This is a genomic window from Desulfotruncus alcoholivorax DSM 16058, assembly GCF_000430885.1.
GTDB lineage: Bacteria > Bacillota > Desulfotomaculia > Desulfotomaculales > Desulfallaceae > Desulfotruncus > Desulfotruncus alcoholivorax.
In genome coordinates this window covers 21,989-38,065 of sequence record NZ_AUMW01000034.1, presented here as the reverse complement: position 1 = coordinate 38,065, position 16,077 = coordinate 21,989, and the positions used below count along the sequence as shown (strand labels likewise).

The 16,077-nt window shown below is 43.8% G+C and carries 11 protein-coding genes; 8 read left to right on the top strand and 3 right to left on the bottom strand.

Features of this window, described 5'->3' with window-relative positions; genetic code table 11:
* Positions 1-435 precede the first annotated feature (435 nt).
* The 4 genes from H569_RS0114975 to H569_RS0114955 all read left to right on the top strand — a co-directional run bounded on the left by H569_RS0114975 (position 436) and on the right by H569_RS0114955 (position 5,575).
* Complete coding sequence (locus H569_RS0114975) at positions 436-1,197, top strand: fumarylacetoacetate hydrolase family protein (protein ID WP_027365656.1); 762 nt, start codon at positions 436-438, stop codon at positions 1,195-1,197.
* Positions 1,198-1,457: 260 nt separating this feature from the next.
* Positions 1,458-2,192, top strand: a complete 735-nt coding sequence (locus H569_RS20560) for an enoyl-CoA hydratase/isomerase family protein (protein ID WP_051273687.1) — start codon at positions 1,458-1,460, stop codon at positions 2,190-2,192.
* A 63-nt stretch (positions 2,193-2,255) separates the two neighbouring features.
* Entirely contained in the window at positions 2,256-3,713 is a 1,458-nt protein-coding gene (locus H569_RS0114965) for a 4-hydroxyphenylacetate 3-hydroxylase family protein (protein ID WP_027365655.1), read from the top strand.
* Positions 3,714-3,934: 221 nt separating this feature from the next.
* Positions 3,935-5,575, top strand: a complete 1,641-nt coding sequence (locus H569_RS0114955; RefSeq protein ID WP_027365654.1) for a long-chain-fatty-acid--CoA ligase — start codon at positions 3,935-3,937, stop codon at positions 5,573-5,575.
* Positions 5,576-5,664: 89 nt separating this feature from the next.
* Here H569_RS0114955 and H569_RS0114950 read toward each other — a convergent pair whose 3' ends face one another.
* Together H569_RS0114950 and H569_RS20555 are read right to left on the bottom strand one after the other, a co-directional pair.
* A complete protein-coding gene (locus H569_RS0114950; protein ID WP_027365653.1) occupies positions 5,665-6,192 on the bottom strand; it encodes a carboxymuconolactone decarboxylase family protein in 528 nt (175 codons plus the stop codon).
* Positions 6,193-6,214: 22 nt separating this feature from the next.
* Positions 6,215-7,996 carry an adenine deaminase gene (locus tag H569_RS20555; protein WP_169726477.1) on the bottom strand — a complete coding sequence of 594 codons (1,782 nt, stop codon included), beginning with the start codon at positions 7,994-7,996 and terminating at the stop codon, positions 6,215-6,217.
* Positions 7,997-8,612: 616 nt separating this feature from the next.
* Here H569_RS20555 and H569_RS0114935 point away from each other — a divergent pair.
* On the top strand, positions 8,613-9,599 hold the full coding sequence (locus tag H569_RS0114935; RefSeq protein ID WP_027365652.1) for a phosphotriesterase family protein: 987 nt from the start codon (positions 8,613-8,615) through the stop codon (positions 9,597-9,599).
* A 26-nt stretch (positions 9,600-9,625) separates the two neighbouring features.
* Positions 9,626-11,317 (top strand): long-chain-fatty-acid--CoA ligase, encoded by a 1,692-nt coding sequence (locus H569_RS0114930; protein ID WP_027365651.1) that lies wholly within the window; start codon positions 9,626-9,628, stop codon positions 11,315-11,317.
* Positions 11,318-11,396: 79 nt separating this feature from the next.
* Here H569_RS0114930 and H569_RS0114925 read toward each other — a convergent pair whose 3' ends face one another.
* Positions 11,397-13,055, bottom strand: a complete 1,659-nt coding sequence (locus tag H569_RS0114925; protein WP_027365650.1) for an AMP-binding protein — start codon at positions 13,053-13,055, stop codon at positions 11,397-11,399.
* 283 nt (positions 13,056-13,338) lie between these two features.
* On the opposite strand from H569_RS0114925, the gene H569_RS0114920 reads away from it, so the two are divergent.
* Positions 13,339-13,917 (top strand): TetR/AcrR family transcriptional regulator, encoded by a 579-nt coding sequence (locus tag H569_RS0114920; RefSeq protein ID WP_027365649.1) that lies wholly within the window; start codon positions 13,339-13,341, stop codon positions 13,915-13,917.
* Between the two features lie 162 nt (positions 13,918-14,079).
* On the top strand, positions 14,080-15,999 hold the full coding sequence (locus tag H569_RS20550; protein ID WP_157833549.1) for a sigma 54-interacting transcriptional regulator: 1,920 nt from the start codon (positions 14,080-14,082) through the stop codon (positions 15,997-15,999).
* The last annotated feature ends 78 nt before the right edge of the window (positions 16,000-16,077 follow it).

Genomic DNA, 16,077 nt, shown 5'->3' with positions numbered 1-16,077 from the left:
CAGGCCACGACGGTTTTTTTATGAACGTCAAGACCGCAGCAATGACTATAGACGACTTCCATGTGTTTACTCCTTCTACGGCAGCAAATTAAAGGGCTGGTGCAACAACCAACATTGGTTATTCTGTCCTGCGTGCTTCCCATAGGGAGCAACAATCTGTGGTGCACCTGGTCGTTGGGATCTGTCTAACTCACGGGCTCGCAGCACCAAGTTAAAACGACCTCCCTTCGCCAGCCGTAAGAAAGAGATTCGCTGTTATAAATTTTCATCCTTCTGCTGGTGCCGCGTTAGCGGCATGGGTGTCTAACTTATTTTAATTATTCCAAGCAACAAAACCTAGGGGTGGTGCTTCGGCCCTTCTATGGTATTCTGTATTCAGATCCTGGTTATTTTTAAGATATGGGTAACTTCCAGTTTTATAAGGGAGGACTAATTGTGAAGCTTATCAGGTGTGAAGTTGGGGGGAAGGTTTTCTCTGGTGTGTTGGAAGGAACAGGGATTAGGGAAATTGGTTTTGACAATGATGGTGAAATTATTTTTTTTAACCGGACATTTCATCAAGAAGACTTCTTGCTCAAGGCACCTTGCCAGCCGACAAAGATAGTCGCCGTCGGTTTAAATTACCGGGAGCATGCTAAAGAAAGCGACATGGAAGTTCCACAAGCGCCGCTGCTTTTTTTTAAACCGCCTTCAGCTGTAATCGGGCCGGGTGAGGATATTATTTTACCTCCAAACTCGGCAAGAGTCGATTATGAAGCGGAATTGGCAGTGGTCATAAAGAAAACGGCAAAAAACGTCAAGGCGGCAGATTACGATAAATACGTGTTGGGCTACACTTGTTTCAACGATGTTTCAGCCAGAGACTTTCAGTTTTCCGATGGCCAGTGGTCAAGGGCCAAGGGCTATGATACTTTTGCGCCAATGGGACCGTGGATTGAGACGGAATTGAACCCACTAAATGCCCGGGTTGAAGCTATTTTAGATGGCAAAATTGTGCAGTCCGGTAATACATCTGACTTCGTTTTTACGGTGCCGCAGTTAATAGAGTATATCAGTTCAATTATGACACTGTTCCCCGGTGACATTATTGCCACCGGAACTCCGGCCGGAGTTGGCCCGATGCGGGATGGGCAGGTCATTGAAATTAGGATTGAAGGGATTGGAACTTTAAAAAATGGTATTAAACTAGGCAAGTAGAGTAAATACAACAGTCGGGTTAGCTTTAGGAAACCCGGCTTTTTGTTTTTAACGTTAAGTTTTAAAACAATTCCTAACATCAGTGAATAGACATCCATGCCGCTGACGCGGCACCGGCAGTTGATGAAAATCTATTTTCAGTACAGTTATTTACTGACTGGCCTGCGGGGTATTGGTGTTTTTCGCATGGTATCAACTTTGCAAATATACCCATAAAAAGCATTATTGACGCTATATCTATAAAAGGTAGGAGGTTTACCATGAATTACGAATGCTTTCTTTATGATGTCAAAGAAAATGTTTTAGTTATTACCATGAACCGTCCGGAGGTGCGCAATGCGTGGAACCGGAAAATGCATGAGGAGTATTTGCAAATATTACGCAGGGCCAATCAGGACGATGCTATTCGTGCTGTAATACTTACCGGAGCACCGCCTGCCTTCAGCTCGGGCACTGACTTAAATTCTTTTAGCGAAGGGGCGACCAGCTTCGAATCTTCATTAAACCAGGGAGGAGCCGGGCAGCAGATTACCTTGATGCATGAGTTTAAAAAGCCTATAATAGCGGCCATCAACGGAGCAGCTGTGGGTATGGGCATAACGATTACGCTGATGTGTGATATCAGGATCGCTTCAGAAAGTGCCAAAATGTGCTTTCGCTTTACCCACTTGGGGGTAGTGCCTGAGTTTGCCAGTCCCTACATGCTTCCCAAAATAGTTGGATTGGGGCGTGCCATGGAATTATGTCTCACCGCCCGCACCTTTGATGCTCAGGAGGCCTTGAACATGGGGCTGGTAACGCAAGTGTTGCCCGGTGATCAGTTGATGCCAACAGCACTTGAGCTTGCCCAAAACCTTGCCTCCAAAAAGGAACATGCCATAAGAATGACCAGAGAAATGCTTTACCGTCACCTGGATACGGACTTCTACACTGCTGTGCGTCATGACGCGGTGGACTTTATGGAAGCCGTTAAGAAAACCTTTGGCGGCAAATAGATTGAAATAGTTTGGAACAGTGATAACTTTCTTTAAAAACTTTCTTTAAAAGGAGATGTTACTATGGCTCTGAAAACTGCGCAGGAGTACCTGGATAGCTTGCGAAAATTAGATATAAAACTTTACATGTTTGGAGAATTGGTGGAAAATTTTGTCGACCACCCCATTATTCGACCTTCAATAAATTCGGTGGCCAAGAGTTTTGAACTGGCAGCTGATGAAAGGTACAGCGAATTGTTGAACGCAACATCAAACTTGTCGGGAGAAACCGTCAACAGGTTTACCCATCTTCACCAGAGCACGGACGACTTAGTGCGCAAGGTGCAGATGCTGCGCTTGATGGGACAAAAAACAGCCTCCTGCTTTCAGCGTTGCGTAGGCATGGATGCTATTAACGCCCTTGACAGCGTTACATATGAAATGGACCAAAAGTTGGGTACGGTATATCACCAGCGGTTTCGTAGTTTTTTAAAACATGTGCAGGATAACGACCTGGTGGTTGACGGAGCCATGACGGACCCCAAAGGTGACCGTTCCTTACGGCCAAGTGAGCAGGCGGACCCGGACCTCTACCTGCGGGTGGTGGGTAAATCTTCTGATGGTATTGTTGTCCGCGGGGCCAAGGTGCACCAGACCGGGGCCGTTAACTCTCATGAAGTCTGTGTCATGCCCACCATCGCCATGACCGAGGCAGACAAGGACTATGCGGTTTCATTTGCTGTGCCAAGCGATGCACCCGGTATTTTTTATATCTACGGACGCCAGTCCTGCGATACCAGAAAAATGGAAGGTTCAGATATGGATGTTGGTAACGCGCGATATGGTGGACAGGAAGCACTGGTTATTTTTGAAGATGTTTTTGTTCCTAAAGAACGTGTGTTTATGCTTGGGGAATACCAGTTTGCCGGCAGCCTGGTTGAACGCTTTGCCGGTTACCACCGTCAGAGTTACGGCGGGTGCAAGGTAGGGGTAGGTGACGTTCTTATCGGCGCCGCGGCAATGCTGGCTGATTATAATGGCACCGCCAGAGCTTCCCATGTCAAAGATAAACTGATTGAAATGATTCACCTTAATGAGACGCTTTATTCCTGCGGTATTGCCTGTTCCTGTCAAGGTCACCGCACTGCTTCGGGAACGTATTTAATTAACCAGTTATTGGCCAATGTTTGCAAACAAAACGTAACCCGTTTTCCTTATGAAATATCCCGGTTGGCTGAAGATATCGCAGGTGGATTAATGGTTACAATGCCATCAGAAAAAGACTTTCGGCACCCTGTAATTGGCCCGTATATAGAAAAGTACCTCAAAGGGGTACGGTCTGTTCCTACGGAACACCGCATGCGCATGCTGAGACTGGTGGAAAATATGACCCTTGGTTGTGCTGCCGTTGGTTACCGGACCGAATCCATGCATGGCGCTGGTTCACCCCAGGCCCAGAGGATCATGATTTCGCGCCAGGCCAATCTGGAGTATAAGAAGAAATTGGCCAGGGTAATCGCCGGTATTGAAGCTGATAATTGAGACAACTATATGTTCATTTAATTAACAACCTTGTTTAAAAAATAGACTTAATTTAAAATTATAACAATTTCAATTAATGCCGCGGTTTTTAAAATTTTTAATAAATAACCGCGGTTATCTGTTTTTTTGAAAGTATTTAAAAAACAGATCAGCACCCGGTATGAAAATTGCACAAAAATTAAAAAAGCGACAATTTTAGAGAAATATGGGGGTGTCAGAGGATGGATTTTCCAAGGCCGTATTTAAAAATTTACGAGAACGCGGGTATAGAGTGGGAGATTAAAATTGATCCCCAACCCCTGCACAGCTTGTTATTTAATTCGGCTAAAAAAGTCCCAAATAGGACTGCTATCATTTTTTATGGGCATGAGATTAAGTATGCTCAGCTTGAAGCGTGTGTAAAAAGAGTTGCCTCTGCATTAAACGATATGGGTTTACGTAAAGGCGACAGGGTAGCCATTATGCTTCCCAACTGCCCTGACTTCGTAATAGCTTATTATGCCATATTAAGCCTTGGCGGAATAGTGGTAAATACCAATCCCATGTATGTAGAAAGAGAAATTGAGCACCAAGTTAACGATTCAGGCTCCAAGATGATGGTTACCCTGGCAGACCTGTATCCCAGGGTTAAAAATATACGCGCCAACACCCAGCTGGAAAAAGTATTTATCACCGGCTTTACCGGTAAACCTGAAACCTTGCCGGATGATGCTGTTTGGTTCCCTGAACTGTACTCGGCGGACCGACCGAATCCGCCATATGTTGAAGTTGACCCGCAGGAAGACCTGGCAGTGCTGCAGTACACCGGCGGCACGACCGGTGTTCCCAAAGCCGCCATGCTCACCCACTACAACCTGTATGCAAACTCCTGCCAGGTATTGGCCGCTATAATTAAAGATGAGATTAAAGAACTTATCCTGAGTGTGCTTCCTTTCTTCCATGTTTTCGGCATGACCTGCTGCATGAACCTGGCCATGGCTTCCGGCACTACCATGATTTTAGTTCCCAGATTCGTACCTGCAGAAATAGGCAAGATTATCAGTGAATTAAAGCCTACGTTTTTCCCCGGTGTACCCACCATGTACTTTGCTTTGCTTAATAGTCCCGACTTTAAGGACTATCAGGATTTCTCCAAAGTAATGCTGTATAATTCCGGGGCGGGCCCGCTGCCGCTGGAAGTGTACTATGGTATGAACAAAAAGCTGGAAGGTAGTGATTCCCTGTTCTGTGAAGGTTACGGCCTATCCGAGGCCTCACCCGTAACCCACTGCAACCCGGTTCTTTTTGGGGTTGGCAAACCTGGCAGCATAGGCATACCTTATTCCTCAACCGATGCCGCAATAGTTGACCCTGAAACCGGAAATCCGCTGCCCGTTGGTGAAGTCGGCGAGTTGGTCGTAAGAGGGCCCCAAGTGATGAAAGGATATTGGAATCGCCCGGAGGAAACAGAGAAAACTTTGAAAAATGGCTGGTTGCATACCGGTGATATGGCTAGAATGGATGAAGATGGCTATTTCTTCATCGTTGACCGTAAAAAGGATATGATTATCGCGGGCGGCTATAATATATATCCCCGCGAAATTGAAGAAGTTTTGTTTGAACATCCCAAGATTCAAGAAGCAATGGTTGCCGGAATTCCTCATCCTTACCGGGGTGAAACTGTTAAGGCATATATTGTTCTAAAGCAGGGTGAAACAGCTGCGGAAGAAGAGATAATCGCTTTTTGCAAGGAAAGACTGGCGCCCTATAAAGTGCCTAAATTGGTTGAATTTAGAGAAGATCTTCCCAAATCAGCAGTTGGAAAGCTTTTAAGGCGTAAGCTGGTGGAGGAAGAAAAGAAAAAATTTGAACAATTGAAATAGATTAACGTAAAACAGATAACTAAAAAGCTCATATTAATCATTAAACCAAAGCGGTTGGTTAAAGCCAACCGCTTTGGTTTAATATTAAATTACTTACTGGTTTCAATTTGGACTTCTGTATTCTCCAAAAAGCGCGCAACCAGGTTGTAGAAGCCTATAGTTAAGGTTAATTCCACCAACTCCCGGTGATTTAAATGTTTGGCCACTTCATTAAATGTCTCATCACTGGATTTAACATTCAATGTAACCTCTTCGGTATAGCGCAGTGCTGCTTTCTCCAATGCATTAAATACCGGGCTGTCAGGCCCTTCTTTTACAGCAGCTATTTGTTCTTCCGGCACTCCCACTTTTCTGGCTAGAATTTCATGCTGGTACCATTCGTAATATGAGCGGCAAAGGGTGGCAATCCTGAGTATCACAAGTTCACGCACTCTTTCGTCCAGTTCAGCCTGAGTAAGCAAAGAATTACCCAGGCGCATAAAATGGCGTGCGCTATTTTCCGCATGGGCTATCATTTTATTGATATTCAAGCCACTTAGACCGGACTTTCCTCCAGTTATCATATTACGGGTTTTTTCCGGCATTTGTTCTAAAGGTAAAACAGGTAATCTTGGCATCGTTATCTCCCCTTAATTAAATTCAAGCAAAAATCCCTGCAAATCTGTTTTCCTTGGCCAGCCAATACCCCCTTGAAAGCAATCTAATTGAAGGAATGGCTGTAAAGGTGATGGTAAACAAGGTTAGGAGCGGGTTTTCACCCTGGCATCCTGCAGACCGTATTGATTTTTCCAGAGCCTTTATGCTATTGGCGATTTCTTTTCCGCTCATTTCAGACATCGATCCAAAAATTGGCATAGGTATTTCTTCTATTACCTTACCGTCACAGCAATAAACCATGCCACCATTTAATTCTTTAATTCGGTTAACCGCAAAAGCCATATCATCATCATTGCAGCCAATAACAACAAGGTTGCCTTCGTCAAAGCTAAAGCTGCTGGCCAGGGCACCCCGGCTGAGACCATAACCTTTAAGTAAACCTATTGTTCCACGCCCGCTCCCGCTATATCGATCAATAACAGCTGCCTTAATTACATCTTCAATTGCTGATGTGGATACTACTCCGTTTTTAACGGGCAGTGTTAAAACGGTTTCCCTGTTCACAATGCTGGTTATTAAATCAATTACTCTAACTTTAACTTCACCGTTATCGATAGCTTCACACTTTATTTTAAAATAACCTGGCTCAATCCGAGGTAACCGGACACATTCATAAGTATTGAGCGAATAGCTAAGTGCTGCCGGCTCCGCCAGTAACTTTCCAGCCACGGCAACCAGTTTTCCCTTGCAAATTACTTGTTGGGGTACAATAGTCCTGAGATCGGGTATGATTACAAGGTCAGCACATTTGCCAGGTGCAATACCACCTAAGTCGTCATCTAAATGAAAATGTTCGGCAGCGTTGAGCGTAACCATCCTGATGGCTGAAACCGGGTCAAGTCCAAGGTCTATAGCTTTTTGCACTATATGGTTCATATGGCCCTGGCTCATTAGGACACCGGGCCATGTTCCATCTGACACCAAAATGGCCCGGCGCAGATCCAGTTTCATTTTTACCAGGGGGGCAATAACTGTTGACAGCTCTTGGCGAACTGATCCCTCCCTAATCATGGTAAAAAGGCCGAACCTTAGCCTTTCCTGTACCTCTTCCGCTGTAATAGGCTCATGACAGGAGTTAACGCCATAAGCAACCATAGCCGCAAGCTTTTTATTTTTAGCCCCTGCACCATGACCGCCAATGACTTTTCCCATTTCCAAAGTCTTTTCTATTAGGTTAATTAATGCTTCTTGGCTAGTACCGTTCAGCAAGTTTGGCCAGTATATCTCTCCTAAGCCTAACACTTCAGGCTTCCTTAACAGTTGAAGCATACCGTCTGCATCAATCGCCTTTAGGTTTTCGCCATAATTTGAACAGAGAAATGAGATGGTTGGGGCGGTAACAAAAAATCTCTGCGGCTGGTCCTTCAACTGGTTAATAAATTCCAAAACTCCCTGTTGCCCCATGGAATTAGAGGGAGATGTGCATTCCGTAATTATTGTCGTGGTTCCTGTAGGGAGCGAAAGTCTAACGAATTCACCAACACTCATCCAGGCATCCATGTGAATGTGGCCGTCAATCATACCCGGGATTACTGTTTTGCCTTCCACGTCGACGACATTCGTGCCAGGACCCACTGGAAAATCATGGTCAGGCCCTACATAAGCAATTCTGTCCCCGGCGATTAATACTTGAAACCCGTGGAGTACTTCCCCGGTATAAACATTTAATATATCAGCATTTTTTAAAATTAGATCGGCTGGTTCTTTTCCCAGCGCCACCTGGCTTAATTTTTTCATTAAATTTGCTTTTAGTGTAATTCCCATTTCTATCATTGCAAGATTTACGGTTAAATCTTGCTAATATCCTCCTTAGTATATCGGGTTTAAATGTATATAAGCAAAACTCATGCCTTGGTAGCAAGGCGTCTTACATGAACCCTGTTAATATTCCATACTTTTGGAATGATTTTTGCTTATTATCAAAATCAAAGGATTCAAGACAATAAGGAGATAAATTCAATAAGCGTCACCCAAAATATTTAGACATTATAATGGAGGCATAAATTTGCAATGGAAACCAGGAAGCTTTACGAGAACAAGGCCAATCTCAATATTTTAAGTCAACTGTGGTTAAATTTAATGAACTGCTGGGAGCTCAGCCCGAAATAAAAGTTTACAAGGAAATTGGGATATTAAATATCCAACCAAATCATGTGAAATATCAGAAAATTAACAATACGTTTAGAAATTTAACATCTAAAAAGCAGTTAAAGAATTTTTATATGGGGGGTGTTTAAAAAGCCAATCAATTGCCCGTTTATTAATTTAACTCTGTTTAGTATCCAGCGAGAGCATTTCAGTATAGGAGTCTCTGCTTTTTAACAGATAGTATTGAAGTTTTTTAAACCAAAAGCAATTTTTGTAGAAAGGATGATTTTGCATGTCTAAAACAGTAAACACAGTTTTGGGGCCTGTTTCCTCTGATAATCTGGGAACTACTTTAATGCATGAGCATCTCATTTTTGGTTATCCCGGCTGGCAGTATGATTCGGCGGCCCCTGCCTATAACCGCGAAGAAGCGGCTCAAGTATGCATTGAAATGATTAGCCAGGCACAGCAATATGGTTTAAAAACCATTGTTGATGCAACACCCAATGATGGCACACGGGATCCTGAGCTTTATAAAATCGTATCGGATAAGACAGGCGTTAATATCATTTGTGCCACGGGACTTTATACCGAGGCGGAAGGCGCAGCCGCATATTTTAAAACCAGGGCGCTTTTTTCCGGAAACCCGCAATCGGTTGTAAAAGAAATTTTTGAAACTATGATGAAAGACCTTACCCAGGGCATAGGTGACACCGGGGTTAAAGCTGGTGTGATAAAAGTTGGCACCGGCCACAATGCCATCGCTCCGTATGAGCAAATGATTATGGAAGCCGCAGTTTTAGCTCAAAAAGAAACAGGAGTGCCGATTATCACCCATACCGAAGCCGGTACGATGGCGCCGCAGCAGGCAGATTTCCTAATTAATAAAGGTGCGGATGTAAAACGCTTAATGATTGGGCATATGTGTGGGAACTCCAACCTGCAGTATCACCTGGAAGTCTTAAAAAAGGGTCCGTTTCTTGGCTTTGACCGGTTCGGCCTTGACGTTTTGTACCCGGATGTGTTAAGAACCGGAACCGTTATCGGCCTCGTTGGGCTCGGGTTTGAAAAACAAATTATGCTGTCACATGACTCCATTATAAACTGGCTGGGACGCCAATTCCCGGTTACTGAGCCGATGATGCCACTGGTAGCCAACTGGAACCTGCTACACATTTTTAAAAACATTATTCCTGCTCTTAAAAAGGCGAACATTACTGACGAGCAGATCCATACCATCATGACCGATAACCCGCGCCGCCTGTTTGAAGGAGAATAACAGTCTAAAACAAGGAGTGGAATGAAATGAAAAACACTGTACATTTTAAATTCTGGCCTGCAAGAGTTCCCTATGAATTGGATTACCCCCAAGTTCCACTTTTTGAATTCCTGGAAACATCAGCCCGCCGCTACCCGGATAAGCCCGCTGTAATATATTACGGTAAGAAAATTAGTTACCGCGAAATGTGGGACGCAGTTGAGAGAACAGCTGCCGCATTATATGGCCTGGGAGTCAGAAAGGGAGATAGAGTAGCATTATATCTCCAAAACACACCTCATTTTATCATTGGTTATTTTGGCATTATGAGAGCTAATGCAGTTGTAGTACCAATTAACCCCATGCTTACCGAGCACGAATTAAAAGTTTTGCTTGATGACAGTGGCGCTGTTGCATTAATTACTACTTCCGATATATACGGCAGGGTGCAAAAGATACAGGCAGAGACCAGCCTGAGAGAGGTTTTTGTAGGCGAATACAGCGATTATCTGCCTGAGCGGCCAGAACTACCGGTGCCGGAGGCAATGCTGAACAAGGCTGCGCTGATTGGTTCAGCAAAGAGGTGGCTGGAGACTCTTAACTCGTACCAGGCCGCTCCTCCACCGGTAGAAGTTACTGTCGATGATATGTCCATGCTTCCATATACTTCGGGCTCCACCGGTGTACCCAAGGGCTGTATCCACACCCACGCCACCGTTATTTCCAATGCTGTCAGCTCAGCGGTTTGGCATAACATGGTATCCAGCGGGAAGGCACTGGCAACATTACCGTTTTTCCATGTCACGGGATTAATTCACAGTTTACTTGCCCCTATTTATGTCGGGGGTACCATTGTGTTGTTAACCCGCTGGGATCGGGAGACGGCGATTTCAGCTATTGAAAAATACGGTGTTACAGTTTGGACCAATATCACCACAATGGTTATAGACGTCCTGAATCATCCGGACATCGCCAACCGCAACCTCAGCTCATTAATGATCATGGGCGGAGGCGGTGCTCCTTTGCCGGTAGCTGTAGGACAAAAGCTGTACGAATTAACCGGGCTGAGGTATTTAGAAGGGTACGGGATGACCGAAACCATTTCCCAAACCCACTTTAACCCGCCGGATAGAGCCAAGCTGCAATGCATCGGTATACCTGACTTCGGCGTTGATGCAAGAATTATCGACCTTGACACGGGTAAGGAACTTCCACCGGGCAAGGAGGGGGAATTGGTGATTAATGGTCCCGAGGTAATGAAAGGTTATTGGAACCGGCCCCTGGATACTGAGGAAGCCTTCATTGAACTTGAAGGCAAAAAATTCTTGCGGACCGGTGACATTTGCAGCATGGATGAGGAAGGTTATTTTTACATTATCGACCGGAGCAAGCGGATGATTAATGCCGCCGGGTTCAAAGTTTGGCCAACCGAGGTGGAAGGTGTTCTCTACCAGCACCCGGCAGTAGCGGAAGTTTGCGTTGTCGGTGTTTCAGACCCGGTAAGAGTGGAAAACGTTAAGGCATTTGTCGTGTTGCGACAAGATTATCAAGGTAAGCTTACCGAAAAGGAATTTATAAATTGGGCCAAGGACAAAATGGCTGCCTACAGATACCCGCGCATTGTCGAGTTTGTCGACTCACTGCCGAAAAGCGGAACTGGCAAGATCCAGTGGAGGCAGCTGCAGCAAATGGAGAAGGAAAGAATAGCCAGGGAAGGTTACTACTGGATGAATAAATAAGTATCGTTTATTACCGGAAAGAACCCGCCTTGTTTAGGGCGGGTTCTTTCCGGTATAGGTCTTTCAAGTATTTTAATCCCTATGCTTTTTCCTTTAACAGGCGGCGCAGTACCTTACCCGTGCCGGAGGCAGGCAAGCTATCCATAAATTCAACATAACGCGGATATTTATAGGCAGCCATATGCTCCTTGGACCACTGGATAATTTCTTCCGGGTTAACCTTATCTTTATATTCTTCTCTTAAAACAATAAATGCTTTAACGCTCTCGCCCCGGGAGGGGTCAGGAACCCCAATTACTGCTGATTGCGCAACTGCGGGATGTTTAAGTAATAATACTTCAACATCTTCAGGAAAAACGCTGTAGCCTGAGCACTTGATCATTTCTTTTAGTCTACCGTTGAAATAAAGATAGCCTTCCTCATCAATCATGCCCATATCACCTGTATACACCCAGCCGTCACGTAATGTTTTTAGTGTCCCCTCAGGATTATTCCAGTAGCCTTTAAACACACCGGGATTTTTAATAACTATTTCCCCCATTTGACCGGTTTCCAAGTCGTGGCCGGTATTAGGGTCAACTATACGTATATCGGTGTCAAAAGTGGGAATCCCGCAGTTATTATAGCGAATTTTGTCCCAGGGCATAAAGGTATCACAGGTATGGGTTTCGCTCAGTCCGTAGGCGGCTTCATAAAGCAGGCACCCACCGGTTAACTGTCCCCAGGCTTTGCTGATCTCTTCTGTTAAGGCAACGCCAAAGCTTGTAGTAATATTGGTGCGAAGAGAGTTCAACTTTCTTTTTTCAATACCTGGATAGCGTAAGATGCCTACGTTCATCGGCACAATGCTATACCAGTTGCTGCACCTGTATTTCTCTATGGCTGTGATAACCGCTTCCGGATCGTACCGGGATAAAAGCACGGTTGTGTTAGCGCCGTAAATGGGAATATTGCCGCCCATAACCATTCCTGCAATGTGGAAAATTGGGTTGGTTGCGAGCAATATGTCGTTCGCAGACATTCGGTTGCCATGGTAGCTGGCAGCGGTTTTAAACAAAGCGTTTCCATAAGTCAGCATTGCCCCCTTTGGCCTGCCGGTACTGCCCGAAGTGTAAACCATCAGTGCTACATCATCCCAAATATTAACCTTCAGTGGCGGCACCTCAGGCTTGTACAGGCTGATTAATTCTACCAGGTCATAGGTATTGGGGTATTTAATTTTTTTATGATTTAATTCTTGTGGAAATGGTATGGTTGGCTGGTCTGGTACAAAATCGGTATAATTGGATAGGACAACCTGCTCTAGCGTGGTTCTTTCTAAAATATTAGCTACAATTGGATATAAATCATCTGTGGTGAAGATTACTTTAGCACCCATGTCGTTAATTTCATATTCTAATTCCCATTCCTTAAACATTGGGCTGGCGGGACCTACAATGGCCCCAATTTTTTGAATTGCATAATGCGCAATAATGTATTGCGGACAATTCTGCATAAAAAGGGCAACCCGGTCACCTTTGGTGATGCCAATTGACAAAAGAAAATTGGCAATGCTGTCGGAGTACCGGTCAAGTTGTTTCCAGGTAATTTCCCGGCCATAGTAAATATAGGCTATACTGCCCGGCATGGTTTTAGCATTGGCGCGCAAATATTCATGTAGAGGTTGCTCGCCAAGCCGGTATATAAGCTTTTGCGGCACATCTTTGGGCCAACTTTTTTCCAACCAAATTCTATCCATTTTTTAACACTCCTTATTGCAAACATACCGGCCGTCCGGTCATTAAATTAGTTAAATACTGCTGGTACGGTTTTGAATCCATCTATATCTTGAACCGGTTGGCAGCAGTTTGTTTCTTCTAGCATATATCAATTCGTAATATTTTAAAATATTAAATAAACAGAAAATTTAAAGATTGACAGAATTTTTTTAAATTAATATGCTATATACATGTACCACCAGACCGGTCAGCCGGTTAAATAAATATCTTTTAATTAACCTAATTATTTTGAGGGGTATGCTGATGGAGACTCGCGATAAAATTATTCTTTCGGCAGTGGAGCTTTTTGAAAAGAAGGGCTATCATACTACAACAATTCAGGAAATCAGTGAAAATGCCGGTGTAAGCAAAGGGGCTGTATTCCACTACTTTCCCAACAAAACCGAAATTTTGTTCGTAATACATGAAAGATTTATAAATGTGTTATTAGAAAAAGCAACCCATGTATTACACAGGACGGATTTTAACGCTGCCCGTAAATTGCAGCAATTAATCATAGACCTGGTCCAGTTAATAGCTGATTTTAAACCTTACGTCGTAGTTTTTTTTCAAGAATACAAATACATTGGCGAAGACAGGTTGGCGATTATTAAAGCCAAAAGGGATCAATGCGAAAAAATTTTTTGGTCAGTGGTGGAAGAAGGAGTTGCCAATGGTGAATTTCGAAAGGATTTAGAGGTTGACATTATTGTAAAAGCAATTTTTGGCATGTGTGACTGGACCCACCAGTGGATGAACCCCAACGGCAAACTCAAACCCAAAGAAATCGGTTTAATATTTTGGGAAATATTAATGAGTGGAGTAAATAAGGAAGGCAGGTAAAACGTGAGTTGGCAGCTCAAAATAAAAGAATTTGGCAGATGGTTGAAGTTAATAAATGCAGAATAAAGTTGTGATTTGTAGAATTAGAATAATACATGTGTTTTTGGAATGATTAGAACTATACTTTAGTTTAATTATTCATTAGAGGTGGTTTTGGTGGTATTGCCCAAGATAGGATTAATTTCTACCAATCCAGAATTTAGTAAAATCGCCGGTGAATTAGCAAAAGAACTTGGGATAAATCTTATTGTGAATGATTATACAAACACTAACATAACCGGAATGCTAATGAAATGGTTAAACGGTTATGCCGTTGAGGCGGTTGTAACCTGTGAGAGTATAGCCAATCAATTGCAGTGCATAACTACGCTACCTGTTTTTACAGTTCAAATTTCTGCTTATGAAGTTTTAATTGCCTTAAGCAGGGCCAAAAAAAGGGGTCGAAAGGTAATTTTAGCGGAATTGGACTATCTGCCACAAAGTATTGACATATCCGGATTGGCCACAGCTTTAGATCTTGACGTTGAATTCCTTTTGTATCGTGAAAAGGACGAGCTTACAAGGCAGCTAAATATTATGCAGGAAAATGTTGATGCTGTAGTTAGCACTACAATCTCCGCTGTAGAATGCGCCGGGATAATTGGTTTACCTGCTTATTTAATCCAGTGCGATTATTCACTAATTAAAGATGCATTGGAGAAAGCAGTTCAATTTATCAGAATCAGGCGTAGAAATGCAAAACTATGCAAATCACTGCAGGCTATTTTAGAAAATGCTTATGACGGAATACTTGCAGTAGATGAGCGGGGCAAAGTTGCAATATTTAACCCAACTGCGGAGCGGGTAACCGGCCTGCCGGCAAATAAAGTATTGGAACAACCCGTTAGTCATGTAATTGAGTCCAATTATGCCTGCAAGATAATTGTTGGCAATGGCGCAGCTACCAGCAATGAAACAGTTGAATTCAACGGTTCAACCTTTACCGTAAACAGGATCCCGATAACGCTATATAACCAGTCTGGCCTTGTAGTTACTTTTCAGTTTGCAGAGAAAGTTAAACGCATAGAAAACAACTTGCGTAAAGAACTTAACCGCCAGGGTTTGACAGCTCACTACCGTTTTAGCGACATAATTGGCCGCAGCGCAATGATTGAAGAAACTATCAGAGAAGCACGGAAATATACCCGCTCAGATGCCGCAATTTTAATTACCGGGGAGAGCGGCACCGGCAAAGAATTATTTGCCCAGAGTATACATAATGAAAGCGCACGGCGCAACGGTCCTTTTGTGGCAATCAATTGCGCGGCACTGCCTGAAAGCTTATTGGAAAGTGAGCTTTTCGGTTATGAGGAAGGGGCATTTACCGGCGCTAAAAAGGGAGGCAAGCTGGGTTTATTTGCCATGGCTCACGGTGGAACAATTTTTTTAGATGAAATAGGTGACCTTAGCCTTACCCTGCAGGCCCGTTTACTTAGGGTGCTGCAGCAAAAGGAAATAATGCCCGTGGGGAGCCAACGCGTCATTCCAGTTGACGTCAGAGTGATAAGCGCCACCAACAGGAATTTGCAGGAGGCTGTTGAGAAAGGCGAATTCAGGGTTGACTTATACTACCGGCTAAATGTATTGCACCTGCACATTCCGTCGCTGCGTATGCGCATGGAGGACTTACCCCTATTGTTTAAACATTTTTACCAACGACTCACCGGCTCTGATAACAGCCAAGATTTGTATATTTTTGACAAAGTTTTAGAAGAACAGAAAAGCTACCTTTGGCCAGGCAATATACGCGAACTGGAAGGATTTGTCGAAAGATATGTGGCCTTGGGTGAGGAAGATGCAACTAGTTGTAAAACACTTAGAAGCTTGCTTAATAAGCTTAAAACAGACAAGCAGGGTGAAGGCTCAATGCTGGATAAGCAAATGCTGGTAATTAAACTGGGCAGTATGGAAGATATGGAAAGACAAATAATAGAACAGGCTGCTGAAGTGGTGGGGGGCGGCAAAGGAGAATTGGCCAAGGTCCTGGGTTTAAGCCGGACAACCCTATGGAAAAAGCTTAAAAAAGCGGATATGACTGGTTAATCATGGATACACCATAATTTAAAAAAATATGTTGGCACAAAACTGTGCCTTTTATTTTTTATGGCATAAATATTGCAT

Coding starts and splice junctions, on each gene's coding strand:
- H569_RS0114955 (WP_027365654.1), top strand. CDS start 3,935: ATGGATTTTCCAAGGCCGTATTTAAAAATTTACGAGAACGCGGGTATA.
- H569_RS0114930 (WP_027365651.1), top strand. CDS start 9,626: ATGAAAAACACTGTACATTTTAAATTCTGGCCTGCAAGAGTTCCCTAT.
- H569_RS0114935 (WP_027365652.1), top strand. CDS start 8,613: ATGTCTAAAACAGTAAACACAGTTTTGGGGCCTGTTTCCTCTGATAAT.
- H569_RS0114925 (WP_027365650.1), bottom strand. CDS start 13,055: ATGGATAGAATTTGGTTGGAAAAAAGTTGGCCCAAAGATGTGCCGCAA.
- H569_RS20560 (WP_051273687.1), top strand. CDS start 1,458: ATGAATTACGAATGCTTTCTTTATGATGTCAAAGAAAATGTTTTAGTT.
- H569_RS0114965 (WP_027365655.1), top strand. CDS start 2,256: ATGGCTCTGAAAACTGCGCAGGAGTACCTGGATAGCTTGCGAAAATTA.
- H569_RS0114920 (WP_027365649.1), top strand. CDS start 13,339: ATGGAGACTCGCGATAAAATTATTCTTTCGGCAGTGGAGCTTTTTGAA.
- H569_RS20555 (WP_169726477.1), bottom strand. CDS start 7,996: ATGGGAATTACACTAAAAGCAAATTTAATGAAAAAATTAAGCCAGGTG.
- H569_RS0114950 (WP_027365653.1), bottom strand. CDS start 6,192: ATGCCAAGATTACCTGTTTTACCTTTAGAACAAATGCCGGAAAAAACC.